The 24,919-nt window shown below is 70.6% G+C and carries 26 protein-coding genes and 1 pseudogene; 20 read left to right on the forward strand and 7 right to left on the reverse strand.

Annotation, left to right across the window (positions count from 1 at the left end):
• The first annotated feature begins 459 nt into the window (after positions 1-459).
• The 8 genes from ABT238_RS29710 to ABT238_RS29745 all read left to right on the forward strand — a co-directional run bounded on the left by ABT238_RS29710 (position 460) and on the right by ABT238_RS29745 (position 7,945).
• A complete protein-coding gene (locus ABT238_RS29710; RefSeq protein WP_350800661.1) occupies positions 460-777 on the forward strand; it encodes a hypothetical protein in 318 nt (105 codons plus the stop codon).
• A 23-nt stretch (positions 778-800) separates the two neighbouring features.
• Positions 801-926, forward strand: coding sequence for a hypothetical protein (locus ABT238_RS29715; RefSeq protein WP_350800667.1), 126 nt, complete (start codon positions 801-803; stop codon positions 924-926).
• The gene (locus tag ABT238_RS29720) at positions 919-1,431 is read left to right on the forward strand and encodes a putative PDDEXK endonuclease (RefSeq protein WP_350800673.1); all 513 of its coding nucleotides are present in this window, start codon (positions 919-921) and stop codon (positions 1,429-1,431) included. The genes ABT238_RS29715 and ABT238_RS29720 overlap by 8 nt, the downstream gene beginning before the upstream one ends.
• The gene (locus ABT238_RS29725; protein WP_350800682.1) at positions 1,418-3,850 is read left to right on the forward strand and encodes a phage/plasmid primase, P4 family; all 2,433 of its coding nucleotides are present in this window, start codon (positions 1,418-1,420) and stop codon (positions 3,848-3,850) included. Before ABT238_RS29720 ends, ABT238_RS29725 begins: the two co-directional genes overlap by 14 nt.
• A gap of 51 nt (positions 3,851-3,901) precedes the next feature.
• Positions 3,902-5,749 carry a DNA polymerase gene (locus ABT238_RS29730; RefSeq protein WP_350800701.1) on the forward strand — a complete coding sequence of 616 codons (1,848 nt, stop codon included), beginning with the start codon at positions 3,902-3,904 and terminating at the stop codon, positions 5,747-5,749.
• Positions 5,750-6,191: 442 nt separating this feature from the next.
• Entirely contained in the window at positions 6,192-7,007 is an 816-nt protein-coding gene (locus ABT238_RS29735; RefSeq protein WP_350800714.1) for a sigma factor, read from the forward strand.
• Positions 7,008-7,307: 300 nt separating this feature from the next.
• Positions 7,308-7,682, forward strand: coding sequence for a hypothetical protein (locus tag ABT238_RS29740; RefSeq protein WP_350800719.1), 375 nt, complete (start codon positions 7,308-7,310; stop codon positions 7,680-7,682).
• Positions 7,679-7,945, forward strand: a complete 267-nt coding sequence (locus ABT238_RS29745; protein ID WP_350800726.1) for a hypothetical protein — start codon at positions 7,679-7,681, stop codon at positions 7,943-7,945. The genes ABT238_RS29740 and ABT238_RS29745 overlap by 4 nt, the downstream gene beginning before the upstream one ends.
• 70 nt (positions 7,946-8,015) lie before the next feature.
• Here ABT238_RS29745 and ABT238_RS29750 read toward each other — a convergent pair whose 3' ends face one another.
• Both ABT238_RS29750 and ABT238_RS29755 read right to left on the reverse strand, forming a co-directional pair.
• Complete coding sequence (locus ABT238_RS29750) at positions 8,016-8,222, reverse strand: DUF397 domain-containing protein (protein ID WP_350800735.1); 207 nt, start codon at positions 8,220-8,222, stop codon at positions 8,016-8,018.
• A complete protein-coding gene (locus tag ABT238_RS29755; protein WP_350800743.1) occupies positions 8,215-9,045 on the reverse strand; it encodes a helix-turn-helix domain-containing protein in 831 nt (276 codons plus the stop codon). The genes ABT238_RS29750 and ABT238_RS29755 overlap by 8 nt, the downstream gene beginning before the upstream one ends.
• Before the next feature lie 106 nt (positions 9,046-9,151).
• On the opposite strand from ABT238_RS29755, the gene ABT238_RS29760 reads away from it, so the two are divergent.
• The 7 genes from ABT238_RS29760 (at position 9,152) to ABT238_RS29790 (ending at position 12,863) form a co-directional block, all read left to right on the forward strand.
• Positions 9,152-9,367 carry a hypothetical protein gene (locus ABT238_RS29760; protein ID WP_350800752.1) on the forward strand — a complete coding sequence of 72 codons (216 nt, stop codon included), beginning with the start codon at positions 9,152-9,154 and terminating at the stop codon, positions 9,365-9,367.
• A 683-nt stretch (positions 9,368-10,050) separates the two neighbouring features.
• Positions 10,051-10,200, forward strand: a complete 150-nt coding sequence (locus tag ABT238_RS29765; RefSeq protein ID WP_350800761.1) for a hypothetical protein — start codon at positions 10,051-10,053, stop codon at positions 10,198-10,200.
• Positions 10,201-10,211: 11 nt separating this feature from the next.
• Positions 10,212-10,694, forward strand: a complete 483-nt coding sequence (locus ABT238_RS29770) for an NUDIX domain-containing protein (RefSeq protein ID WP_350800771.1) — start codon at positions 10,212-10,214, stop codon at positions 10,692-10,694.
• Between the two features lie 3 nt (positions 10,695-10,697).
• The gene (locus tag ABT238_RS29775) at positions 10,698-11,072 is read left to right on the forward strand and encodes a hypothetical protein (protein WP_350800781.1); all 375 of its coding nucleotides are present in this window, start codon (positions 10,698-10,700) and stop codon (positions 11,070-11,072) included.
• Between the two features lie 98 nt (positions 11,073-11,170).
• Positions 11,171-11,446, forward strand: coding sequence for a hypothetical protein (locus ABT238_RS29780; RefSeq protein WP_350800789.1), 276 nt, complete (start codon positions 11,171-11,173; stop codon positions 11,444-11,446).
• 128 nt (positions 11,447-11,574) lie between these two features.
• The gene (locus ABT238_RS29785) at positions 11,575-12,480 is read left to right on the forward strand and encodes a radical SAM/SPASM domain-containing protein (RefSeq protein WP_350800805.1); all 906 of its coding nucleotides are present in this window, start codon (positions 11,575-11,577) and stop codon (positions 12,478-12,480) included.
• 35 nt (positions 12,481-12,515) lie between these two features.
• Complete coding sequence (locus ABT238_RS29790; protein WP_350800815.1) at positions 12,516-12,863, forward strand: hypothetical protein; 348 nt, start codon at positions 12,516-12,518, stop codon at positions 12,861-12,863.
• Between the two features lie 90 nt (positions 12,864-12,953).
• Here the strand turns inward: ABT238_RS29790 and ABT238_RS29795 are convergent, their stop codons facing one another.
• Positions 12,954-13,226, reverse strand: coding sequence for a GntR family transcriptional regulator (locus ABT238_RS29795; protein ID WP_350800828.1), 273 nt, complete (start codon positions 13,224-13,226; stop codon positions 12,954-12,956).
• Between the two features lie 179 nt (positions 13,227-13,405).
• Here ABT238_RS29795 and ABT238_RS29800 point away from each other — a divergent pair, with 179 nt between their 5' ends.
• Both ABT238_RS29800 and ABT238_RS29805 read left to right on the forward strand, forming a co-directional pair.
• The gene (locus tag ABT238_RS29800) at positions 13,406-13,795 is read left to right on the forward strand and encodes a hypothetical protein (protein WP_350800836.1); all 390 of its coding nucleotides are present in this window, start codon (positions 13,406-13,408) and stop codon (positions 13,793-13,795) included.
• Positions 13,796-14,155: 360 nt separating this feature from the next.
• A pseudogene (locus tag ABT238_RS29805) lies at positions 14,156-15,844 on the forward strand (phosphocholine-specific phospholipase C); the annotation flags it as partial.
• A gap of 13 nt (positions 15,845-15,857) precedes the next feature.
• On the opposite strand, the gene ABT238_RS29810 reads toward ABT238_RS29805, so the two are convergent.
• Positions 15,858-16,655 carry a phosphoribosyl-dephospho-CoA transferase MdcG domain-containing protein gene (locus ABT238_RS29810; RefSeq protein WP_350570270.1) on the reverse strand — a complete coding sequence of 266 codons (798 nt, stop codon included), beginning with the start codon at positions 16,653-16,655 and terminating at the stop codon, positions 15,858-15,860.
• Positions 16,656-16,860: 205 nt separating this feature from the next.
• Here ABT238_RS29810 and ABT238_RS29815 point away from each other — a divergent pair, with 205 nt between their 5' ends.
• Positions 16,861-17,127 carry a hypothetical protein gene (locus ABT238_RS29815; RefSeq protein ID WP_350570268.1) on the forward strand — a complete coding sequence of 89 codons (267 nt, stop codon included), beginning with the start codon at positions 16,861-16,863 and terminating at the stop codon, positions 17,125-17,127.
• 109 nt (positions 17,128-17,236) lie between these two features.
• Here ABT238_RS29815 and ABT238_RS29820 read toward each other — a convergent pair whose 3' ends face one another.
• Complete coding sequence (locus ABT238_RS29820; RefSeq protein WP_350570267.1) at positions 17,237-20,464, reverse strand: S41 family peptidase; 3,228 nt, start codon at positions 20,462-20,464, stop codon at positions 17,237-17,239.
• A gap of 224 nt (positions 20,465-20,688) precedes the next feature.
• Here ABT238_RS29820 and ABT238_RS29825 point away from each other — a divergent pair, with 224 nt between their 5' ends.
• Positions 20,689-22,392 carry a chitinase gene (locus ABT238_RS29825; protein ID WP_502891476.1) on the forward strand — a complete coding sequence of 568 codons (1,704 nt, stop codon included), beginning with the start codon at positions 20,689-20,691 and terminating at the stop codon, positions 22,390-22,392.
• A gap of 130 nt (positions 22,393-22,522) precedes the next feature.
• Here the strand turns inward: ABT238_RS29825 and ABT238_RS29830 are convergent, their stop codons facing one another.
• Positions 22,523-22,885: a MerR family transcriptional regulator gene (locus ABT238_RS29830; protein ID WP_350570265.1), complete on the reverse strand. Its 363-nt coding sequence runs from the start codon at positions 22,883-22,885 to the stop codon at positions 22,523-22,525.
• 65 nt (positions 22,886-22,950) lie between these two features.
• Here ABT238_RS29830 and ABT238_RS29835 point away from each other — a divergent pair, with 65 nt between their 5' ends.
• The gene (locus ABT238_RS29835; protein ID WP_350570263.1) at positions 22,951-24,174 is read left to right on the forward strand and encodes an MFS transporter; all 1,224 of its coding nucleotides are present in this window, start codon (positions 22,951-22,953) and stop codon (positions 24,172-24,174) included.
• A gap of 23 nt (positions 24,175-24,197) precedes the next feature.
• Here ABT238_RS29835 and ABT238_RS29840 read toward each other — a convergent pair whose 3' ends face one another.
• Positions 24,198-24,881 (reverse strand): response regulator, encoded by a 684-nt coding sequence (locus ABT238_RS29840; RefSeq protein WP_502884358.1) that lies wholly within the window; start codon positions 24,879-24,881, stop codon positions 24,198-24,200.
• Between the last annotated feature and the right edge of the window lie 38 nt (positions 24,882-24,919).

Raw genomic sequence — 24,919 nt, forward strand, 5'->3', positions numbered from 1 at the left:
GGGCGGGGGGGGGCGGCCCGGCCCCCCTGTCTGCCGCTTCTCGTACTCAACCCCACGGAGCCACGCTGGCTGACGAAGTTTGCTTTCTACTGCCCTACTCCGACCGCCTCAGACGGGACGGGCGGACCGGGGAACTCCCCGAAGAGAACCGGCGGGATGAACCTTCGGACTCTCGTAATTCACCTGCCGCATGGTGGGGGCCATACCACCCCGTGATCCGGCGATGGGAAAACCTGTTCGGCCACCCTGCCCCCGCGCCCACCGAAAAGGGCCCGCGAGGCGGCATCCGGGTAACGGCCGCTTTCGCCGAATGGCTCATGGGATTTGTGCCGGGCTGGGTCACCGGAGTTCCCGGGCTCACCCGTGGACAGCAACTCAAGGCCGTGGGCAATGCGGTGCAGCCGCAACAGGCGTACGAGGCATTCACGTATCTACTTGATTACCAGGGGGACGACCACGATGGGTAAGCGCGGAATTATTGTCGACTACGCCGGCGAGGAACTGCACCGGGGCGACCTGGTGGTGTACGGAGCCCGCCAGGGAAACCGCGTCCGGCTCGCTGACGCGATTGTGGAACGAGTCACCACAAGGCTGGTTGACGGCCGGCTGCGCCCCATGCTGCTGGTCAAGCCGACTGGTACGGAGTCGGGATTTACGCGCCGCCGGAGCCTGCGCCGTGAGTGGATCTCCAGCGAACACGTGCGGCTGGTTCTGCCAGACGTGGCGGACCTCTACGGCGACGACGAGGAAGCCCCGGCCGCCCTTGACTGCGACTAAGAACAGAATCATTGGGGGGAATCATGATCGTGATCACGGACGCGCCTTTCGCCTATTTCATGATCGCTGCTATGGCAGGCGTCGTTTTCTGTGCCGTCTTCCTCGGCGTGGTGGCGATCATCTGGGGGCGGGGCGCCGACGATGAGTAATCCGAACAAGGCTAAGGGCACGGCTTGGGAATCCTCGGTGCGGGACTTCCTTAACCGGAGCCTCGGCCTGGTCGACGCCGCGGGGAAGTTCCTGCACCCGGGGAGCGGCGACAATATCCGCCGGGCAGCGCAGGAAGGCGCGAAGGACGTAGGCGATATCCACGCCTATCCCTTCGTGATCGAGTGCAAGGATGTGAAGAACCCGGCCGTACCGACGTGGCTCCGGCAGGCAGTCGCCGAGGCCGAGCACGCCGGATTCCCGCTCGCCGCCGTGGTGGCCAAGCGTCGGGGCTTCAGCCCCGGAGTTGCCCGCGTTCACTTCACGGTGTCGACGTGGCGCGCAATCCGGGATCTGCTCGGAACGCCGGTGGACGACGCCGCCGCGCTCTATGGCGCTATCTACTCGGCCCGCGGGCTCGACACCGCCCGGTGGTACGTCACGGTGTCGCTCGCCGACTTCGCCGATCTACTCGCCGACGTAAGGGGGGCGCATGCTGTTCGCTGACGTGCTCGCCCGGTTCGCCGAGGTGAGCGAGCACCAGGACGGCGGGTACATCGCCGCGTGCCCCGCGCACCGGGACAGCCGTCCGTCCCTGCGGATCTGGCGCGGGGACAACGGCACGGTACGCCTGACCTGCCGAGCCGGCTGCCGTACGGACGACGTGATCACGGCGACGCGGCTCGCCTGGTCCGACCTGTTCGACGTGACCGGTCCCGGCTCGACCGTCACCAGCGCCCGCCCCGAGCTGGTCGAGGTGCGGCACGTCGCCGGACTCGCCGCGTACGTCGATCGAGCCTCGGCCGCCCTGGTCGACCAGGCCGAAGACAACCGCGTCGGTCGGATCGCCCGCGGGTACCTCTCCGCCCGCTTCGGTGTCGACCTTGAGACGGCCGCGGATCTACAGCTCGGCGCCGACGACGGCCACCAGGGCGAGGGCTTCGCCTATCTCTCCCGCGGGTACCGGGCGTTTCCGCGGCTGGTCGTCCCCCTGGTGGGCTTCGACGGGGTCGCCCGCGGACTACAGGGGCGGGACCTGTCCGGCGACGACCCCGCCCGATGGGTGTCCTTGGCCAACCCGAAGGGCTTCCGGTGGAGCCCGTACGGGGTGTTCCGCGGACAGGGCGGGTACGGCACGTGGCTGGTGTGCGAGGGCCCGTCCGACGCACTCACCGCGTGCGCCGTCGGGTACGACTCCGTGGCGATCCGGGGCGCGAGCCTGTCGCACAGCCCCGAGCTGGTCGCCGAGCTTGCCGAGGGCCTGCGGGGCTCGCTGGTGATCCTCGCCGGCGACCGGGACGAAGCCGGGGCAGGCTTCACCCGCCGTCTCGCCGATGGCCTCGCCGAGCACGGGGTCACGGTCCTGGTGCTCGAAATTCCCTCGGGCGTCGGCGACTTGACCGAGTGGCGCGAGTCCGATCCGGCCGGGTTCGCTGCGGAGCTTCACCGCGCGGTCGCTGTTGCCCGTCCGCTCGCGGCGGTTGCGCCTGCCGAAGCCCCTTACCCCTCGCGGGAGTTGGTTCCGGCTGCCACCGGCGACCAGGACGGCGCCGCCGACGCCGCGGGCATCCTTGCCGACCTGGTCGACCGCTACGGCGAGAGTGACGCGCTGAATGCGGCAGCCCTTGCTGCATGGTCTGGCGGCCGGATCCGGTACGCGCCAGGGCTCGGGTTTCACTTCTGGGACGGACGGGTGTGGGTGCGCTCCGACGTGCGAGTCCGCCAGGAAATCCACAACATGGGTGCTGCTCTGGTGATCGCAGGGGACGAGAAGTCCGCAAAAGGTTTCACGATGACTTCCCGAATTGACAACTTGATGACGGAACTCAAGTCGATACCGGGCGTGCATGTGGCCGCCGAAGATTTCGATTCGTATCCTGACCTATTGGCGTTCCGTAACGGCGTAGTCGAGCTGCGGACTGGCAAACTCCGGCAACATGATCAGGCAGACCTACTGACCTACTGTCTGGATATCGACTACGACCCCGAGGCCGAGTGTCATCGCTGGCTCCGATTCCTCGCCGAGGTGTTCCCGGACTCCCCGGACATGCCCGACTACATTCGGCGCGTGATCGGCTACGGCATCACGGGGCACACCCGGGAACAGATCTTCATGGTCCTGTGGGGCAAGGGAGCGAATGGCAAGAGCGTGTTTCTCGACGCGCTTACCGACGTGTTCCGAGCCATCACGAAGACCACATCCTTTAGCACTTTCGAGGAACGAAAGGGGGGCGGTATCCCGAACGATCTCGCCGCCCTTCGCGCCGCTCGGTTGGTCATGGCGTCCGAGGGCGAGGCCGGGCGTCCAATGTCCGAGGCGATTATCAAGCGCTCGACTGGTGGCGATCTGATGCAGGCCCGTTTTCTGCACCGGGAGTTCTTCGAGTTCCGCCCGTCTTTCCTGCTGCTGTTGGCGACCAACCACCGGCCCAAATTCCGGTCACAGGATGAGGGCCTTTGGCGGCGCGTTCGTATGATCCCTTTCTTGCGCTACTTCGCCCCGAGCGAGCGGGATTACGACCTGCCCCGCAAGCTCGCCGCCGAGCGCCAGGGAATCGCAGCGTGGGCGGTCCGCGGAGCCCGCGAGTGGTACGCCGAGGGCCTGCGAGATCCACAGGTCATCACGGGTGCATCGCGGGAGTATCGGGAGACGTCCGACAGCCTCGCCGGCTTCCTTCCGGGCATCCTTGAGCGCGCCGACGACTCCCACCAGCTCAACGGGAGTGAGGCGTTCAACGAATATCTCACCTGGTGTGAGGCGGAGAACCTTCCCGCTAAGGAGCGGTGGACCCGGAAGACCTTTTATGACGCGCTGGAGGAACGCGGAGTAAGCCGTAAGAAGACCAAGCGCGGAATTGCCCTGGTCGGGCTCCGGCTCGCCAGTGCAAGCCCCGACGCAAAGGGGCCGGGAATCTTCGCCGACTAACCCCGAGACTGGGTCGTCCGCCTTTGCGCGGGCGGCCCTCTTTCGGAGGTTATGAAGACCTTTCGGCATGAGGTGGCCGGCGAGACGGTCACCATTCGAGTACCCGAGGACACAGACGATCTACGCGACTTCTGGGAATGGGTCATCGCGGAACGCCACCGCGGACCGATCGCACTGGACACGGAGACGACCGGGCTCAACATTTTCTCCGCCGGGTACCGGCTCCGGACCGTGCAATTCGGAAACGCCCGCGAAGCATGGGTTATTCCCTATGAGCGAGGCGGGTACTTCGAGAGCTACACCCGGGATGCGATCCGGCGAATCCCTAGCCTGCTGATCCATAATGCCGCCTTTGACTGGTTGGTCTTGGACAGGCATGCGGGAATCCCGCTCGAAGACCTCGCGCCGCACACGACGGACACCCGGCTACTTGCCGCGCTCATTGACCCGAGGCAGCCCCAAGAGGGTGGAATTGGGGTTGGTCTCAAGCCCCTTAGCGCGTACTGGATCGACCCCGCGGCGCCGGATACTCAGTCCGGTCTCAACGCGGTATTCCGAAGCCACGGGCTGACCAAAGAGACCGGGTGGGCCGGCATTCCGCTGGACGACCCGACTTACCTCCTTTACGCCGGGCTGGACGTGATTTTCACGGCCCGGCTGGAGACGGTCCTACGGCGGGAGCTTGCCCGGCTGGAGGTTCGGCCGGCTCTGATCCCGTACGAGCATGAGATAGCCCGGCTCTGCGCGCACATGCAGCGTACGGGCCTGGTGCTGGACACTGAGTACACCCGGGAGCTTGACGACCAGCTCGGCGCCGACGCCGCGCAGTTCGCCGCGGCGGCCGTCCGGTACGGGGTGACTAACGTCAACTCGACCGCCCAACTGGTCGAGGCTCTGTTGGGGATGGGCGAAGTGCTCACCGAGCGGACCGACTCCGGCGCCCTGCGGGTCGACAAGAGCGTGTTGCACGCCCTCGCGGACCTGTCGTTGCAGGGCGAGCCACTGCACTCCCGTACCCCGAACCCGCTCGCCCTCGCGGTGATCCGGAGCAAGAGGGCGGGCAAGTGGCGGAGCGCGTACACGTCGACGTTCCTTGAGACCGTCGACCAGGCGGGCCGGGTCCATCCGTTCATCAACTCGCTACAGGCCCGGACCGGCCGTATGTCGATCACGCGGCCCGCTCTCCAGACGCTCCCGAGCACAGACCAGATGATCCGGCGCTGTCTGCTCGCGGACCCGGGGCACGTCGTAATCTCCTGCGATTTCACGGCAGTTGAACTCCGCGTGCTCGCCGCGCTGGCCGAGGTCAAGGCCATGAAGCGAGCCATCTCCGAGGGCCGGGACCTGCACGACTTCACCGCCAGCATCCTTTTCGGCGACCAATTCACCCCGAGGCAAAGGAAGTTGAGCAAGTCGACCGGCCTAGGAAAGGTTTATGGGGGCGGGGCTGCCACGATCAGCCGGCAATCGGGCGTGCCGGTCGAGGACGTACAGCGCGCCATCCGGGCCTATGACCGGCTGTATCCCGAGATCAAGCGGGCTGCTCGGCGCTGGCAGCGAGAGGCTTTCGAAACCGGGATGGTCTCGATTTCCGTTACCGGTCGGCGACTCCCTCTGGACCGTGACCGCACATACGCGGTCACTAATTATATGTGCCAGAGCGCAGCACGTGATGTTCTCGGGCAGAGCCTCATCAATATCGAGGACGCCGGATTGCTCGACATGCTGCGCCTTCCGATCCATGACGAAGTTCTCGTTTCGGCTCCAGTCGGCGAGGCCGAGGACGTCGCCCGAGAGATCGAGCGGTGCATGACCTGGCCCCTGTACGGCGTACCGATCGAGGGTGAGGCAGAGATTGGACGCCGGTCCTGGGGAAGCCTGTACGGCTCGGAGTACTGACCCGGAACGGGTACGAGACGCTCAAACTGGCGTGATGGTTGTGCACCCCCCGATCACAGATGCCTTACTTTCCGGGTCAATCGGTTGCTAAAGGCACCTGAAATCACACGCTCAGTGATACCAAAGATAACGAGTTGGCCCACAGTTACGAAAGGTCACACCTGTGGGCTCAATCCGAGAAGTATGCCCCACTATGTGAGTAGTCTGCCCCACTTTATGCGCATTGGCTGGCTGCGGTTCGAAATCTAAATTCGTTCGCACCGCAGCGACCGAGCGAATGCGCAAAGCCCCGTCCTGCTAATCCGGGACGGGGCTTTTCTATGCCCTTTTCAATTCGAGCGAAAGGCGACCAGGGGAGAAGTCTGCCCTTTTTCGGCCCCGTTCCGGGTCATCTCTGGCCTCCCCAAGAGGCCAAAGGACCCGACACGTGGAGTGGCCGAACATGCTCAACGTCACCGAAATCCAGATCTCTGCCGCCAAGGAAAACGACCTTGACGCCATTGCGGCGATAGTCCGAGCGACCGAAGGAATTGTTGCCGAGGCTGCTAGCCGGCACTCAAAGTTTGCTGGCAGCGAAGACCGGACCCGCGCCGAGGATCTGGCGCAGGAGGGACGGGTTGCCGTGTGGCGTGCGGTCAGTCGGTTCGAAGGAAGCACTGCGGATCAGTTCGCTGCCTATATCCGCCAGACAGTCGAGGGCGCCGTCACTCAGGCCCGAAGGGCCGAAACGTGGTGCGGAGTAACTTCTCGCGCGGCAAAGGACTTTGAGCTTGCCCTGCGTCATGCTGGCGGCGATCCCTACGCCGCGGAGCGGCTTGCCGTGCTGGTCGACCCGATGGGGGATCGGAAGATGAGTCCAGACCAGGCCCGAGCCTGCCGGCTCGCATGGCAGGGGCTCGAATACCTTGACGCCCCGGTGGCGACGGACGGCGAGGGCGGCCCTGTCACGCTCGGGATGGTGCTCGCGGAGGAACTGGGCATGTCCTCCGATCTGGTGACGCCCTCAGATCGGGCAGCGCATCGGCAGGAGGTCATCCGCGGACAGGTACACCGCGCACTCGGCCTGCTGTCCGACCGGATGCGGCACGTACTCAAAGCTGACCACGGCATTGCACCGGTGCCGCAGTACGGCGCCGATGTCCCGGACGACGTTCTGGCTACGGACATGGGGCTCACCCCGGCGCAGATTCAGCGGGCGCGTTACTGCGGGCAGAATCGCTTTTCCTCCCTCTACCTCGCGGGGGCGCACCAGTGGTAACCAACTCCGCCGCCGGCAACGGCCTGATCCGCGACACGCCGCGGAAATGTTTGACATTTAACTGACTCTGCGTCATGTGATCAAGGCCACGGACCGCCCAGTCGACCCCCGCTGATAGGCGGGGTTGACATGCCCTCGGGCAATGGACTGAGAAATTCAGTGGCGGGATGTTCTGCACACAGCGCAACCTAGACCGCTGGTCAGCGATCCTAGCAAGGGGGGCTTGCTCGGCGGCTCGCGACATCTACACAACCGGATGAACCTCTTCCGTATCTCGAACGGATGTTCTAAGGTAAGCAAATGGTGACGCACCGTGAGGAATGGCGGGTACGCACGTCGATCTACGTCACGCCCTGTAAGCAGCATGGGGCGGCATGGGAAGTGTGCGCGGGCGCAGCGGGACTGCTCGCGGACGCACGAGTCAGGGAGTGCGGCGACCTGTCGCCCATCCTGGAGACGCAAGGGGGAATCGTGGTTCAGGCGCTTGCCGGAGTGGTGCGGCATGTCGCGCTGCGCCTGGTCGCGAGGGAGACGACCAGCCGCGGACTCGTCGGCCTGGCCGAGTGGCAGCACGACCCCGAATCCGGACTCTGGCGGATGCACTGTCCACCGTGGACGGTGTGCGACGCCGGCCAGCACCGGCCCGGCGGTCCCGCCCTGGGGGTGGCGGCATGAGCGCGCGCAGCAGCACATTCGTCGTGAGCTGTGACGGCCAGGCCGACGCGTACGAGCTCATGTGGCGGCTCGCCCGCATCCTGGTGCGCGCCGGAGCTGCCGAGCGGTACGGCATGCAGGTTCGGCGAATCCCGGGCGGTCGGCGAGCCGAGCCGGCATGGGGTGTCTACCTGGTCGACCGCAAGGCGGACCAGGCTGCACCGACTGTCACGGCGCAACCCGCTCGCACCCTGGCTGCGGCCCTCGCGGCGGCAGCCGCATAACGTGGCGAGGCCCCGCCGCCCGGTTCGTGGGTAGCGGGGCCTCGGTGGCGGGTGCGCTGAGCGCACCGCATCAGGCGGTGCCGAACTCGCCCGCCTGCACTCCGGCGACAAACGCGCGCCACGCGTCGGCCGGGAAGATCAGCGCGGGGCCGTCAGGGTCCTTGCTGTCGCGGACCGGGACGGCGCCGGGAAGGCTGTCCGACACCTCGATGCACTGCCCCTCTTGGACGCTGTGGCTGGACTTGCGCCAAACGGCGGTTGTCAGTAGGTCAACCATTCTCAATCCCTCTTCGAACGTGCCGGATGAACTCAAGCGAACTGGCCTTCGACAGTGCCTCAACCTGTAGTTCATCGTACTCACCGGCCCAAACCGTCAGGGTGGCCGAGTCGCGTTCAAGGAACCCTCTGCGCTGTGTCTCGCCGTACCCGAGCAGCGTGCCGGTAGGCATGGTCAACAGCGTGACGGGATGCCCGAACGGTCGGTCTTCGCCAAGTGCGAACGGTGAGACCTGAATGATGACCTGCGGGTGTGTCGCCAGCGACTCTAGGTGTAGCAGTTGCTCCCGCATGACCGCCGGACCTCCGATGGTGCGGCGCAAGCACCCCTCATCTATCACGGCATGGATGCGCGGCCCTGCCTCGGTCAGGCGTGCCTGTCGCTTCATGAGCAGAGTCGTTCGAGCGTCGGCCTGCTCCTGAGTTGCGCGCCCTCTGCGGACGCGAGCGTTCTGGTAGGCCTGTGCGTAGGGGCGGGTCTGAAGAAGACCCGGGATGATGTTGATCTCGAACAGGTCGATTTTGTCGGCGGTCTCCTCGTTCCGCAGGTACTCGCGTAACCCATCGAGAAGTACGGACCCCCGCCCCTTGCGCCACTCCCGCTCAAAGTGGCCGGGGATGTCGAACGCATGATCAAGTCTTCTTGCAAATTTTTCAGTTGGAGACTTTCGCCCGGTCTCCACTGCGGAGACATGCACAGACGAGTACTGGGTGAGCCGTGCTACATGCTGCTGAGTCCACCCTCTCTCCTCCCGTAGCCTGCGCAGTTCCGCGCCGAAGGCTGCCGCCGGGGATTTCGAAGGGTCAAGATCCTTGCGGTTCATGATCGGTACTGCCTCTTCCTTCGCGCTTGAACGGGTTGAAGAGGCCTCGGACTCTACGCCACAGTGGTGCCCCCCGGTAGCGGATCGACTACGGAAGGGAGCAGCCATGGCTGCACAGCCGAAGGGGCCGGCCAGACGAAGCAAGGCCTACGACCCCCGCTTGCACGAGTTGGTGCGGGACCTGGACACCGGCAAGACCGGCGTCTACATGGGCACGGAGAAGGGGCTTCGCTACCTCCGTCCGCCCGAGGGCGGGATCGAGTGGACGGTCAAGCCCCGCCGGATCGAGCCGGCCACCCCGCCGACCACGAACGCGGCGTAACCGCCCCGCGCCACCTACCGAGCAACGGAGCCACGATGCCCGAGTCCGACGGCACCCGCGAGTCCAACAGCGACAACCAGGCCGACCAGGCCGACCAGGCCGAGTCCGACCGGCCGACCGGCGGCTTCCACAGCAGCTAGACCCCTTGACTCCCACCCCGTACCGCCCCGACACCCGGTGCGAGGGCGGGCACCAACCCCCGGCCGGCTGATGGGTGAACCAGCGGCCGGGACCGTCGTCCGGTCCGGGCCGTTACCTAGGACTGGGCGGAGCCACCAGCACCCGGAGAGCGTTTATCGGCTATCCGCTCTCCGGGCCGGGAGGACGTGCGGATTTCTGTGCTCCGTGCGCTCCCCATCGCCCGTCCCGACGAAACAAGGCCGTCGGGACGGGCCCCTGCCCCCGGAGGGGTTCTGCGGACGACTCTCCGGGTTCGAGCGGGCACCACAGACCCCCGGAGATCTGGAACTTGGGCGAGTCTCCGGGCCCGCGCTCACCCCGAGTGCGCGCGGTCGTCCGTCCCGGCACGAATGGTGTGTCCGGGACGGACGAGAACCAGCTCCCAGATCGAGCGACTGCGCTCACCGGGCGGACGCTCCGGGGCTTCTCTCTGTCCCTGCGAGCGCCCCTCGCCCGTCCTAAGCCGAGGACGGGCCTCCTCACCACCAGAAGGGACTCCAGCCGTGGGGCTCGGAAAGACCAAGCAGACCACCACCCGCAAGACCGACAAAGCGGCGACGGACAACCGCCGGAAACAGGGCGAGGACAAGGCGAACCTGCTGGACAAGTTCTGGGACAAGACCAAGGACAACAACGACGACGAGAAGAAGTAGGGGCGACGGACATGCCGCAAACGCCCTCGAAGGACCCCCGCCGGCTCGGCGCGCAGGTTCTCCTCCTCAACTCCACCGCGACCGCTGCGGCGCTGGTCCGTACGGCCTACCGAACGGACTGGATCCTGCCCGGCGGCGGAGTTGAGCCCGGAGAGTCCGTGGCCGCCGCCGCGCGCCGCGAGCTGCGGGAGGAGTTGGGTCTGGACAGGCTGATCACTCACGGCCTGGTCGTCGACCAGACTCCGGCCAACCCCGACACGGGAGCCTCCGAAGGGGTCAACGTCGTGTGCGACGGCGGGTCCATGCGCGCTGGGGCAGCGCTGGCGCCGCCGATCGAGGCCGCGGGGGAAATCCTCGCGGTGGAGTGGGTGCCGCTCGACAAGCTGGGAGAGCGCTGCGAGCCGTTCATGGTGCGTCGCATCCGGGCCGCTCTGTCCGCTGTCCTGTACGGCACGCGCGTCCCGCTCCTGTACTGGGGCGAGCCCGCCGTTTAGGAGATGACGTTGCTCACCCCGCAGGCGCGGTACGCCGAACCGACAGCACCGGACCTACTCGCCGAGGTCGAAAGCGGCGTCTGGACGGTGGAGTTCGAGGATTACACCAGCCGGTGCCAGTGCCCTTGGCGGAAGTACCTCGGATGCGTCGACGACCTACCCCTCCCGCCCCGCTTAGGCCTGTACGTCCACCGTGATGGACGCCGTGGCAGCTTCGTCGGTCGCTGGCGGCGACACGACCCGACCACGCTGGTGGTCATTCAGACGGCCGTGGTGTTCGAGCACGTCAACGCCGACAACTCGGTATCCAAGTGGGCGTTGAAGTGCGCGTTGCTGGGCCCTGCCGCCTACCCCAAAGACCCGATTGGACCCTCATGAGTCTCAGTTCCGGCCCCGGCAGTTTCGCCCCCGACAGTGAGCCGTGGGTCGCTGAGTACCACTTCCGGGGGCAGGCTGGCCTCCCCGGCATCGCCGGCATGAACGATGTGCAGGGGTGGACGGCCGCCGCCACGTTCTACCGGCTCGCCGTGCAACTGCTGACGGTCGCCGCGCGCCGCTGGTGGTCGCCCGACGTCACGCCGGACATGACCGAGTTCGGGGAGGCCCTGCTGCGGAACGCGCAGCAGGCGGCCGAGCGGGACGGCCAGTGGTACTACGCGCCGTCCGGACAGCAGGACTGGGCGGACGTGACCGTGACTTACCACCCGATCGGTGAGCCCCCGCCGAAGCCCAAGGAACTACTGCCCCAGTGAGCGGGCCCCACAGACCCCCGTCCCGGCTGTCGATCTCCGTCGGAAACACTGCCGGGACGGGCCAGCACCACCAGCGAGACACCGCCGACCCGTCCGAGCCGGCGGCCGACTCTACGGAGGGAGCACCAGTGACCATCGCCACCATCGAGACCGACGTCACGCCCCGCCCCCCGGCCCCACTCACGTTCGTGTGGCTGGAGCTGACAGGGTTCTGCAATCTGACCTGCGACCACTGCTACGCGGACAGCTCGCCGCAGGGCACGCACGGCACCATGACCCTGGACAACTGGCGGTCCGTGATCGACCAGCTTGCCGCCATGGGCACCGAGAGCGTAAGCATCATCGGCGGGGAACCGACCCTGCACCCGAACATCGGCGAGCTGATCACGCACGCCCACGGCCGGGGCCTCGGGGTTGAGGTCTTCTCGAACATGACCCGCATCACGGATTCCCTGTGGGACGTGCTGAAGGCGACTGGTGCCAGCCTGGCGACGTCCTACTACAGCGACCAGGCCGACGAGCACGACACCATCACCCGGCATCAGGGATCGCACCGGAAGACCCGGGCGAACGTGGCGAGGGCGGTCGAACTCGGCATTCCGATCCGCGGGGGAGTCGTGAACGCCCTGCCGGGGCAGCGCGCACACGAGGCAATGGCCGATCTCGTGAGCCTCGGGGTCCCGGAAGTGGGCGGCGACCGGATGCGCGCGTTCGGGCGTGCGAGCCAAGGCGCGGCGCCGAAGGTCAAGGATCTGTGCGGCCACTGTGCGCACGAGAAGTGCGCCATCCTGCCGGACGGCAGCGTCGTGCCGTGCGTGCTCGGCCGGTTCATGCCGGTCGGCAACGTGCTCGAACAGCCGCTCGCCGAGATCTGGTCGGGCCCCCGGCTCGCCGCCGCCCTCGCCGAGATTGAGCGCGAGTGCGACACCGCGCAGAGCTGCACCCCGCCGCAGTTTTTGCCCACTTGCGGGCCGTGCCAGCCCTGCGTCCCCACCATCGGGCACTGCGACCCGCCCGGAGCGTCGATCGCCTAGGCTCGGATCCCCATCCGGCAGAACAGGGAGCGGACTTGGAAGATCACGGCGACAACCGGGCACCGTGGCCCGGCGACATGACCAACGGGTGGCCGGCTCGGACTGCGGACGAATGGCTGGACGTTGCCCGGTACGTTCGCCACGCTGCGAACAAGGTCGGCCCGGATCTCCCGCTCTGCCTTCCGGGCGAGTCGCACGAGTGCGGGCGCAGCGCTCAGCAGCACGCGGTGTTGTGGGGTGCTGAACTCAAGGCGCGGGCGCATCACGTCATTGAGACGGCCGCACCTACACAGGACTACGGCATGTGGGCGGCAAAGGTTCTGTTCCGCGGCAAGCTGGACAAACTCCGGGCGCAGGAACCCGGAAGAGCGCCGATAGAGTGAGACCAGGGCGCGGGTCCTGGGACTTCGACCCCCCGCCTACTCCGCGCCCATTCGGCCCCGTCCCGCTGGTGAACTCTGGCAGGACGGGGCCTACTCGTTCCCGGGCTCGGGCTGCCCGTCGCTGCGGGGGATCACGAATGAGCCCCGCCCTCTCAGGGTCTCGATTCGGCCCGCGTCGCGCAGGACTCCAAGCGCCCGCCGCACGGTCTCGCGTGCCACGCCGAACCGCTCACACAACGCAGGCTCGGACGGGATTGGCCCGTCGGGGCCGTACTTCCCGGCGTCGATCTCTCGAATGATCACGTCCGCAACCTGCTGGTACGGCGCGCGCCGTCCACGCGGATCAATCGGGGTCTCTGCCATGCGCGAAAGCGTAAACGGACCTCCCGATACCCATCTACTTAGACAGGCTTGTACTGATCTAGACAAGGTTAGACAAGTGCGGCTAGCGTCGAGAACTCACCACCAACATGAAAGAACCCCCAACAGCCTGGCCGGGCTGTCGGGGGTCAACCGCCGAGGCTTATAGGGAGCACTCGACAATGTCTGACCTTACCTTCCTGGCGTGGTACATCGGCGCCGCCTGCTGCCTGGTCGCCGCTACGGCACTGGCGTACTGGCTGACCACCGAGCCGACCCCCGCGGGCCGACACCGAGCCACTCCGCGTCGAGCAGCCAGCGACCCGGCCGTCCCCCCGACAGCCGTCCCCCGTCAGCCCGAGCAGCACCCGGAGACACCGACCGAGCCCGACGACCTTTACGTGGGGCCGCTGCTCCGCGCGCACATCGATCGCACAGCATGGCTCGCCGAGCTGGACGAAATGCAGCGCCAGTACCAGCGTCGCGAAGCCTTGCGCGCAGCCGCCGAGGGGCAGCCGGACCCGGGGTACACCTACCCGGGTGCGCACGCCGTCACCGGGGCGGTGGCGTGATGGCCCCCGCAACCACCAAGACGCCCACGTGCGGCGCCCCTCGCCCCGGGCAGCACAACGGGGCCCCGTGTGTCCGTGACCCGTTCCACCGGGACGACCACGCGAACCGGCTCGGGGAAACGTGGCCCTGCCTCGCTCCGGTGCGTTGCGCGCGCTGCAAGCGTCCGGCTACCACCCCGGTCCCGATCGGCCACCAGGAAGCCGCTAGCGGCCCCGGGCACACCCTGTGGGCGTGCTCGCTGACCTGCCCGAAGTAGCACCCCCTCGGGCCCCGTCCGGCACCACGCCGGGCGGGGCCCTTTGCTGTCCCCGGCCACTCACGACGCCAGTCCCGTATGCTACGTCGAAGGGGAGTAGCCGCACGGCTGGTCGGACCAGCACCGGGCCTGGAACGGCGGGAAGCTGGACTCCTGGGTGGCGGCCAAGGGCAACGTCCGCACCCTGGGCTTCCTGGCCCGCCAGGACATCCCGTTCCACTACGCGCTCGCGGAGAACTGGACCATCTGCGACGCCTACTTCTGCTCGGTGCTGAGCGCCACCGGCCCCAACCGCACCTACCACTGGTCCGGCCAGATCGACCCCTCCGGCACGGCGGGCGGCCCGGCCTACGACGGCGGCGACGAGAAGGGCCTGCGCTGGCAGACCTACGCCGAGGCGCTGGAGAACGCCGGCGTCAGCTGGAAGGTCTACCAGAACGCCGCCGACAACTACGGCGACAACGCCTTGGCCTACTTCACCCAGTTCGCCAACGCGCCGGCCGGCAGCCCGCTCGCGGTCAAGGGCATGGGCTCCGTCCCCAAGGTCACCGGCCGGACCCCGGACGACATCGTCGCCGCGATCAAGGCCGACGTGCTGGCCGGCACCCTGCCGCAGGTCTCCTGGATCGTCCCCAACCAGGAGGTCTCCGAGCACCCGTACGCCACCCCGGCCGACGGCGCGCACTTCGTCCACAACGTGATCGACGCGCTCAACGCGGACCCGGACGTCTTCGACTCGACCGTCCTGTTCCTCAACTACGACGAGAACGACGGCTTCTTCGACCACGTCCCGCCGCCCGCCGCCCCGGCGGGCACCCCGGGGGAGTTCCACAACGGCACCAACATCGGCCTCGGCTTCCGCGTGCCGCTGATCGCGGTCTCCCCGTGGACCCGCGGCGGCTGGGTCTCCTCCGAGGTCTTCGACCACACCTCGGTGCTGCGCTTCCTGGAGAAGTGGACCGCCGCCATCGGCCGGCCGGCGAACTGCGTCGGCATCAGCGACTGGCGCCGGCGGGTCTGCGGCGACCTCACCGGCCTGTTCGACTTCGCCAACCCGGTGTACGGCCTGCCCGCGCTGCCCGCCACGGCCGGCGCGGTGGTCGGCATGTCCACCTGCGGCCCGCTGCCCAACCCGGCCCCGGTCGACAACAAGCTGCCCGCCCAGGAGATCGGCACCCGCCCGGCCCGCGCCCTGCCGTACCAGCCCAACGCCAACCTGGACCGCCTGGAGTTCGGCTCGGCCGGCACGATCAAGGTCTGGCTGGCGATGACCAACGCGGGCGCCGAGGCGACCAGGTCCGCGCACTTCGCCGCCTACGCCAACGCCCACCGCGGCGGCGGCCCCTGGCAGTACACGGTGGACCCGGGCGGCAGCCAGAGCGACTTCTTCAACTGCGGCACCGGCTACGGGAGCGGCCAGTACGACCTGAGCGTGGTCGGCCCCAACCGCTTCCTGCGCCGCTTCAAGGGCGACGCCACCAAGGCCGGCAGGAACGCGGCCGTCACCTGCTCCTACGCCGTCGAGCCGGGCAGCGGCAAGCCGGCCGTCTGGTTCAGGCTCGCCAACACCGGCAGCACCGCGCTGACCTTCACCATCACCTCCACCAACTACCGCGCCGACGGCCCCTGGACGTACCAGGTGCCGGCCGGCGGCAGCGTCAGCGACTTCTTCAACGCCGTCGCCTACACCAACGGCTGGTACGACTTCACCATCACGGTGAACGCCGACAGCGCCTGGTCGCAGCGGTTCACCGGCCACTTGGAGACCGGCGCGGCCAGCGTCAGCGGCTGAGCCCGGCGCGCGCTCACCGGCCCCGGGGGAACCACGGGTCGTGGACCTCCCGGGGCCCGTACGGCGTGAGCAGGGTCAGCGACAGCGGCGAGGCCGCGTACTCGGCCAGCAGCACCGCGCCGTGCCGGGTCTCCAGTTCGGCCTGGACCGGGACCCGCAGCCGGCTGAGCGCCCGGCGCAGGTGCAGCGCGTCGCGCCGGCTCACCGGCTGCGGCGCGCGCAGCACCAGCCGCAGCGGGCTCAGCGGGCCGGCCACCGGTTCGCCGGTGGCCAGCTCGTAGCCGATCGCGCCGATCGGCCCCCAGGCCAGCCGGTGGTCGGCGATCAGCTGCCCGGCGAGCGGCAGCACCGCCAGCGCGGGGATCGCCGCCACCCGCTCGGGCGACAGCAGGGAGATGCGTCCCGGCAGCTGTTCGGGGCGCAGTGTGCGGGCCACCGCCGATCGGGGTGCCAGCGCGTCCAGCCGCTGCCCGCGCCGGGGACCGCGCACCGTCACCGGCAGCCAGGTCTCCGGCGCGGCCGACACGTCCCGGGTGCAGCGCACGGGGTGCGGGGTGTCCGCGGGGGCGCCCGCCACGGCCGGCGCCCGCCCGACCGTGACCCAGGGGTGCGCGCGCAGCACCTGCCGCGCCCAGTCCGGCAGCGCGCCGCCGCCCAGCGGGCGCAGCGAGCTGGGGCACTGCATCAGCAGGAGGTCGTGGACGCCGGGCTGTCGCCCGTCGAGCGCGGCCAGCGAGCCGACCAGCCGGCGCGGTCCGCCGTGCAGTTCCTCACTCGGACGGGGGACGCGGGGGTGGGCGGCGACGGTCACGGCGGGCTCCAGGGGTGGGATCGGGACCGGCTGACGCCCTCCACCCTCCTCCCGCCCCGCCCGGACGGCTACGGCCTTTCGGCGCCCGCGACCCGGGACCAACGGCTCAACGGTGCCCCGGGCGCCCGGCGCCGGCCGCGGGGTGCGGGCCGGGCGCGGCGGTGTGAGAGTGGGGGCAGTCCGGAATTCGCCCGGAGGAGGAGTCATGGGCATCTTCGACAGGTTCCGCCACAGGACGCAGCACGCCGCCGAGGAGAGCCGGTCCTCGCTCGGCGAGGGCGCCGAGCGGGACACCACCGCGATGACCGACGCCGCACAGCGCGCCGCCCTGGCCCACGACGAGGCCGCGGACGCCTTCAGCGCCGAGACGGAGAAGGCCCGGGAGGCCCAGGAGACCTCGGCGGTCAGCGAGCGGGAGGCCGAGGAGCGCGCCCGCCAGGACATGACGTCCGAGGGCGACCCCTGGGGCTGACCGCCCGCTGAACCGTCCCGCCGCCCGCTGAACCGCCCCGCCGGCTGCCGCCCGCTGACGCCGGACCGCCCCGCGGCCGTGCCGACGCCGGACCGCCCCGCGGCCGTGCTCACCGTTCCCGGGGCGGCAGCGGCGGGCGCCGCAGGTCGGGCCGCGGCGTGTCCGCCGGCGGCGGGACGGCGGCCGGCACGTCGTCCAGCAGCTCCAGCGCCAGGCGCACCGCCGTCACCAGCTCCGGGTGCCGCCCCGTGGCCCAGTCCCGGGGGGTGCGGAGCACGTGCACGTCCGGCTCGACGCCCCGGTTCTCCACCGAGAAGCCGAGCCCGCCGGTGAACCAGGAGGCGTTCTTCGGCACCGAGATCTGCGTCCCGTCGCCGAGCTGGTGGCGCCCGGTCATGCCGACCACCCCGCCCCAGGTCCGGTTGCCGACCACCGGGCCGAGCCCGAGCAGCCGGATGGCGGCGATGATGACGTCGCCGTCCGAGCTGGTGGCCTCGTCGGCGAGCGCCACCACCGGCCCGCGCGGCGCGTCGCGCGGCCACCGCACGGGTTCCCGGCCGCGGCTGAAGTCCCAGGCCAGGACGCGGCGGGTGAGCTTCTCCAGGACCAGTTCGGAGACGTTGCCGCCGGCGTTGCCGCGCACGTCCAGGACCAGCGCGGGCTTGTCCATCTCCCGCCGCACGTCGCGGTTGAACTGCGCCCAGCCGGATCCGCCGAGGTCCGGGATGTGCAGGTAGCCGCACCGGCCGTCGCTGAACTCCCGGACCAGGGCGCGCCGTTTGGCCACCCAGTCCTGGTAGCGGATGGCCCGCTCGTCGGTGAGCGGGGTGACGGTGATCCGGCGCACGGCGCCGTCCGGGCCGCCCCGGCGCAGGGTGAGTTCGACGCTCGTCCCGCCGGTGCCGGCGAGCAGCGGCACGGGTCCGCGCACCGGGTCGACGGGCCGCCCGGCGACGGCGAGCAGCTCGTCGCCGTCGCGCACGCCGTGGGTGGCGAGCGGGGCGCGGGCGCGCGGGTCGGAGGACTCGCCGGCCAGCACCCGGTCGACCAGCCAGCGTCCGTCGGAGGAGCGGTGGGCGTTGGCGCCGAGCAGGCCGAGCGGCTGCTGGGCGAGCGCGGGCCCCTCGCCGCGCCGGGACGGGGTGACGTAGGCGTGCGAGGTGCCGAGTTCGCCGAGCAGCTCGCGCAGCAGGTCGGCGAAGTCGTCGGGACCGGCGATCCGCTCCAGCAGCGGCTCGTACTGGGCGACCAGGGCGGGCCAGTCCAGCCCGCACATGCCCGCGTCCCAGAACTGGTCGCGCACGATCCGGGCGGCCTCCGCGTAGGCCTGGCGCCACTCGGCGGCCGGGTGCACGGTGTGGGTGATCCGCCGCAGGTCGACGCTGGTGCCGGCGGAGGGGGCGGCGACCGGGACGATCCGCAGGGTGCCGGCCGAGTAGACGGCCACCGAGCCGCCGTCGCCGGAGACCGCGTAGCCGTCGAGCCGGTCGGCGAGCGTGGAGCGGGAGCCGCGGGCCAGGTCGAAGTACTCCAGGGAGGGGCGGCCGGAGGTGTCGTCGGGGTTGGTGAAGGTCTGCCCGAGGACGCCGGAGATCGGCCAGCGCAGCCAGACCAGCCCGCCGCGCACCGCGTCGGTGGCCGAGTACTTGCCGGCCAGCACCGGGAACGGGATCAGCCGCTCGCCGATGCCCTCGGCGTCCACCTCGACGGTGCCGTCGCCGCCGCCGTCGCCGTGCGGGGCGCCGTCCTCGGCGGGGGCGGCGAACGGCGACGGGGTGCCGGCGGTGAGCGGGACGACGTAGGGGCGGCAGCCGAGCGGGAAGGAGAGGTCACCGGTGTGCACGTCGTGCACGGGGTCGAAGCCGCGCCAGGACAGGAAGGCCAGGTAGCGGCCGTCCCGGGTGAAGACCGGCTGCTCGTCCTCGAACCGGCCGTCGGTGACGTCGACCACCGGCCCGGGGACGTCGGCGCGGGTGAGCCGGATGCGGCGCAGCGAGCGGCCAGCGGCGGGCTGGGACCAGGCGATCCAGTGCGCGTCGGGGGAGAAGCGGGCGCTGGTGACCGGTCCGTGGCCGGAGGAGGCGAGTTCGCGCACGCCGCCGTCGGCGGCGGTGACCAGCAGCAGCCGGCCGTCGGAGGTGGTGGCCGCGAGGCGGGCGCCGTCGGGGGCGGCGGTGAGTTCCAGGACGCGGCCGATCCGGCCGGCGGCGAGCACCCGGTGGCCGTGCTGGGAGGGGGCGTGCTCGTGGCCGGGCAGCGGCACGACCTCGACCGCGTCCTCGCCCTCGGCGTCGGTGATCCAGGCGGCCTCGCCGGTGCGGCCGAGCACGACGGGCAGCCGGGTGCGCACGCCGGGGGTGTCGGCGAGCGCCCGGGCCGGGCCGTCGCGGTGGGTGAGCCAGTACTGGCTGCCGCGGACGGTGATCACCCCGGCCCGCCCGGTGGCGTCGCAGGCGAGGTCCTTGACGTGCGAGGCGGCGCTGACCTGGTACGGGCGCCGGCCGGCCCGGGCGCCGCCGAGCGGCACCCGCAGCCGGCGCGGGGCGGGCGCGTCCAGGCCGTCGAGCAGCCAGAGGTCCCCGGCGTGCTGGTAGACGATCCGCACGCCGTCGGTGGCGGCCTCGCGGGCGTAGTAGGAGGCGTGGTCGGTGTGCCGGCGCAGGTCGGTGCCGTCGGGGCGGCAGGAGTAGAGGTTGCCGACGCCCTCGTGGTCGCAGAGGAAGGCGATCCGCCCGCCGTCGGCGGCGGTGACCGGCATCGGGGAGGCGAGGTGCCCGGGCAGGTCGGCGAGGATCTGTGTGCCGTCCACCCAGAGCCGGCCGGTGGCACCGCCCCGGTAGCGCTTCCAGGCGGCGGGCTCGTGCGGGGCGGCGCCGGTGAGCAGCACGGTGTGGGCCGGGCCGACCTGGGCGTCGCCGACCGGGCCCCAGGGCATCCGGCGGGCGGGGCGGCCGTCGGCGGGCAGGGCGTGCGCCCAGGTGTAGTGGCCGAAGGGCTCGTGGTAGGAGGTGACGGCGAGCAGTTCGCCGTCCGGCAGCCAGCCGCGCAGGCGGGTGTCCTGGCTGCCCCAGTGGCTGAGCCGGACGGCCTCGCCGCCGTCGACGGGGGCGGTCCAGATCTCGGGGGCGAGGCTCTGCCAGGCGGTCCAGGCGAGGGTGGCGCCGTCGGGGGAGAGCCGGGGGTGGCTGACCCGGGTGCGGTCGCAGCTGACCCGCCAGGCCCGGCCGGTCGCGGTGGCACCGGGGTCCAGCGGGGCGACCCAGACGTCGTCCTCGGCGGTGAACGCCAGCAGGCCCCCGCGCAGGTGGGGGTAGCGGAGGTAACCGGGCGACGTCACCCCTCCATGCTTCGACGGGGCGTCACGCGCGGCAACCGGAAGGGCCGCCGAGCCGCTGCCCCGGGCGCCGGAACCGGTCTGGACCATTGACACCGTACGGCCGGATCCACTTCAGTGGTCTAGTCCAACTCATCTGCCCGGCCGCGCCGTTCCCCCACCACCGGTGCGCGCCCAGGCATGTCCGGACGCCCCCACGACCGCGCCCTCCGCAAGGAGTCCCCCACATGCGCAGAACCCCTGTGACCCCTGTGACCCCCGCGTCCCCCGCCACCCCCCGCCGCTCGCGCACCCTGCTGGCCGCCGGCACCGCCTCGGCCGTCGCCGCGGCCACCATGGTCGGCCTCACCCTGGGCCTGGCGCCCAGCGCCTCGGCCGGCGAGTTCCTGGTCAACGGCGGCTTCGAGAGCGGCGCCCTCGGCCCGTGGAGCTGCTCGGCCGGCTCCGGCAGCGTCGTCACCGGCCAGGCCCACGGCGGCAGCTACGCCCTGGCGGCGGCCGCCTCGGCCGGCGACACCGCCCGCTGCGCGCAGACCGTCACGGTCGCGCCCAACACCACCTACACGCTCAGCGCCCACCTCAAGGGCTCCTACGTCTACCTCGGCGTGGACGGCGGCACCGCGACCTGGACGCCCGGCACCGGCGGCGCCTACCAGAAGCTGAGCACCACCTTCACCACCGGCGCCACCCAGACCAGCGCCACCGTCTACACCCACGGCTGGTACGGCCAGGGCACCTACTACGCGGACGACGTCTCGCTGGACGGCCCCGGCGCGCCCAGCCCGACCATCACGCCCACCCCCACGGTCACGCCCACGGTGACCCCCACCGTGACGCCCACGGTCACCCCGACCGTCACGCCCACCGTGACCCCGACCGTCACGCCCACCGGCACGCCCACCACGCCGCCGCCCGGCTCCAAGTCCCTGGTCGGCTACCTGCACGCCAGCTTCGCCAACGGCGCCGGCTACACGAAGATGGCCGACGTCCCCGACTCCTGGGACATCATCAACCTCTCCTTCGGCGAGCCGACCTCGGTCACCTCCGGCGACATCCGGTTCAACCGCTGCCCGGTCACCGAGTGCCCGAGCGTCGAGTCCGACGCCGACTTCAAGGCCGCCATCGCCGCCAAGCGCGCCAAGGGCAAGAAGGTGCTGATCTCGATCGGCGGCCAGAACGGCCAGGTCCAGCTCACCACCACCGCCGCCCGGGACGCCTTCGTCAGCTCCGTCTCGGCGATCATCGACAAGTGGGGCCTGGACGGCCTGGACATCGACTTCGAGGGTCACTCGCTGTCGCTCCAGACCGGCGACACCGACTTCAAGAACCCGACCAGCCCGGTCATCGTCAACCTGATCTCCGCGATCAAGACGCTCAAGGCCAAGTACGGCCCGAACTTCGTGCTGACCATGGCCCCGGAGACGTTCTTCGTCCAACTCGGCTACCAGTACTACGGTTCCGGCCCCTGGGGCGGCCAGGACCCGCGGGCCGGCGCCTACCTGCCGGTCATCCACGCCCTGCGCGACGACCTGACGCTGCTGCACGTCCAGGACTACAACTCCGGCTCCATCATGGGCCTGGACAACCAGTACCACTCGATGGGCGGCGCCGACTTCCACGTCGCGATGACCGACATGCTGCTCAAGGGCTTCCCGGTGGCGGGCAACACCAACAACGTGTTCCCGGCGCTGCCCGCCTCCAAGGTCGCCATCGGCATGCCGGCCACCACCAACGCGGGCAACGGCTACGTCGCCCCGGCCGAGGTCAACAAGGCGCTGGACTGCCTCACCAAGCTGGCCAACTGCGGCAGCTACGTGCCCAAGTCCGGCGCCCAGCCCGGCCTGCGCGGTCTGATGACCTGGTCGATCAACTGGGACCAGTTCGGCGGCCGGGAGTTCTCGAAGAACTTCGACTCCTACTTCCGCCGCTGACGGACCGGCAGGCCGACGGACCGACGGACCGGCAGGCCGACGGACCGGCGGACCGGCGGACCGACGGACCGACGGACTGACGAGCCGCTGAACCGAAGGACCGCTGAGCGACGGGACCCGAACCCGTCGCTCAGCGGTCCACCCGTACCGCCGCCAGGTACTCGGCGATCGCGTCCCGGTTGCGGGTCAGACAGGCGATCCGCGCGCTCATCCCGGCCAGCTCCTGCTCCAGGGTGGCGATCATCTCCGGTGTGGCGTCCTCGAAGTGGATCGTCCGGGGCTTGCTGAGGCAGGGCAGGATCTGTTTGATGATCCGGGTCGGCAGCCCCGCGTCGAGCAGCCCCCGGATCTGCAGCACCCGGTCCACCGTCGTCCCGTCGTACGCGCGGTAGCCGTTCGCGCAGCGCCCGGCCGCGATCAGCCCCTGCTCCTCGTAGTAGCGCAGCAGCCGCCGGGACGCCCCGGTCCGCTCGGACAGCTCGCCGATCCGCATGTGCCCCACCTCACAGCCGGTCGCGTTGACCCTCACATCAGTGTGAGGGTTCGAGCATAACGGCCATGCGGACCACTTCCCGGACCATCGACCGACCCGCCGCGGCCGCCCGCGGCCGGCGCCCTGCCCTGCCCCTGCCCGCCCTCCTCGCCCTCGCCACCGCCGTCTTCGTCACCGCCCTCACCGAGACCCTGCCCGCCGGCGTGCTGCCCGCCATGAGCGCCGACCTCGGCGTCGGCGAGTCCGCGATGGGCCAGTCCGTCACCGTCTACGCCCTCGGCACCGCCCTCACCGCCGTGCCGCTCACCGCGGCCACCGCCGGCTGGGGCCGGCGGCGCCTGCTGCTCACCGCGATGCTCGGCTTCGCCGCCGCCAACACCGTCACCGCGCTGTCCACCGACTACCCGCTCACCATGGCCGCCCGGTTCGTCGCCGGGGTCGCCGCCGGCCTCGCCTGGGCCCTGCTCGCCGGATACGCCCGCCGGCTCGCGCCGCCGGAGCTCCAGGGCCGGGCCATCGCCGTGGCGATGGCCGGCGCGCCGCTCGCCCTGTCGCTGGGCGTGCCCGCCGGGGCCTTCCTCGGCGAGGTGCTCGGCTGGTGGGTGGCCTTCCTGCTGATGACCGTGATCGCCCTCGGCGTGACCGGCTGGATCGCCGCGGCCGTCCCCGAGGTGCCCGGCCAGGCCCGCGGCGAGCGGACCCCGGTGCTGCGCGCCCTGGCCGTCCCCGGCGTCACCCCCGTGCTCGCCGTCACCTTCGTCTTCGTCCTCGCCCACACCGTCCTCTACACCTACATCGCGCCCTTCCTCGACCGGCGCGGCATGGGCGGCGCCACCGACGCCGTGCTGCTCGCCTTCGGCGTGGCCTCGCTCGCGGGCATCTGGTTCACCGGCGCGCACATCCACCGCCGGCTGCGCGCGCTCACCGTCGTCTCGACCCTCCTGGTCGCGGCCGCCGCGGCCGTGCTCGGCCTGGCGGCCGGCAGCGCCGCCGCCGTCTACGCCGCCGCCGTGCTCTGGGGGCTCGGCTGGGGCGGCGTCCCGACCCTGCTGCAGACCGCCGCCGGGGACGCGGGCGGCGAGCAGGCGGACGCGGCGCAGGCGATGCTGGTCACCCTGTGGAACGCGGCGATGGCCGGCGGCGGGGTGGCCGGCGGCCTGCTGCTGGACCGGCTCGGCACCGGCTCCTTCCCGTGGACCGTCCTGCTCCTGCTGCTGCCCGTGCTCGCCCTCGTCCTGGCCGCCCGCGTCCACGGCTTCCCGGCCCGCCGTCCGGGCGCGGCTTCCTGACCACGGGCCGGCGCCCCGGGCGCTCAGTACCCGCCGCCCCCGTACCCGCCGAGCGGGTCCCGGGGCGGCATCAGCCCGCCGCGGTAGGAGATGGCCACCGCCTGCGCCCGGTCCCGGGCGCCGATCTTCGCCAGCACCCGCTTCATGTGGGTCTTCACGGTCGACTCGGCGAGCACCAGCAGCGCGGCGATCTCCCGGTTCGAACGCCCCTCGGCCGCCAGCCGCAGCACCTCCCGCTCCCGCGCCGTCAGCTGGGCGAGCCGGATGTCCTGCGGCTCCGGCGGCGGTCGCCCGCCGCCCCGGCCGACCACCTGGGCGACCAGGTCCCGGGTGACCGCGGGGTCCAGCACGGACTCGCCCGCGGCCAGGGTGAGCACCGCGTCGATGAGCCGCTCGGCCGAGGCCCGCTTCAGCAGGAAGCCGGCCGCCCCGGCCCGCAGCGCCCCCCAGACGTAGTCGTCGTGGTGGAAGGTGGTCAGCACCAGCACCCGGGTGGGCAGCCCGGCGGCGGTGATCCGCCGGGTCGCCTCCACCCCGTCGACGCCGGGCATCCGGACGTCCATCAGCACCACGTCCGGCAGCAGCTCCCGGCAGCGGGCGACCGCCGCCGGCCCGTCCGCCGCCTCGCCGACCACCTCGATCCGGTCGTCGGTCTCCAGCACCAGGCGGACCCCGGCGCGCAGCAGCGCGTCGTCGTCGGCCACCACGACGCGCACCCGTCCGCCCGCCGGCCCCTGCCCCGGTT

Origin of the sequence: Kitasatospora sp. NPDC001527 (assembly GCF_040298605.1) — a bacterium.
Taxonomy (GTDB): domain Bacteria; phylum Actinomycetota; class Actinomycetes; order Streptomycetales; family Streptomycetaceae; genus Kitasatospora.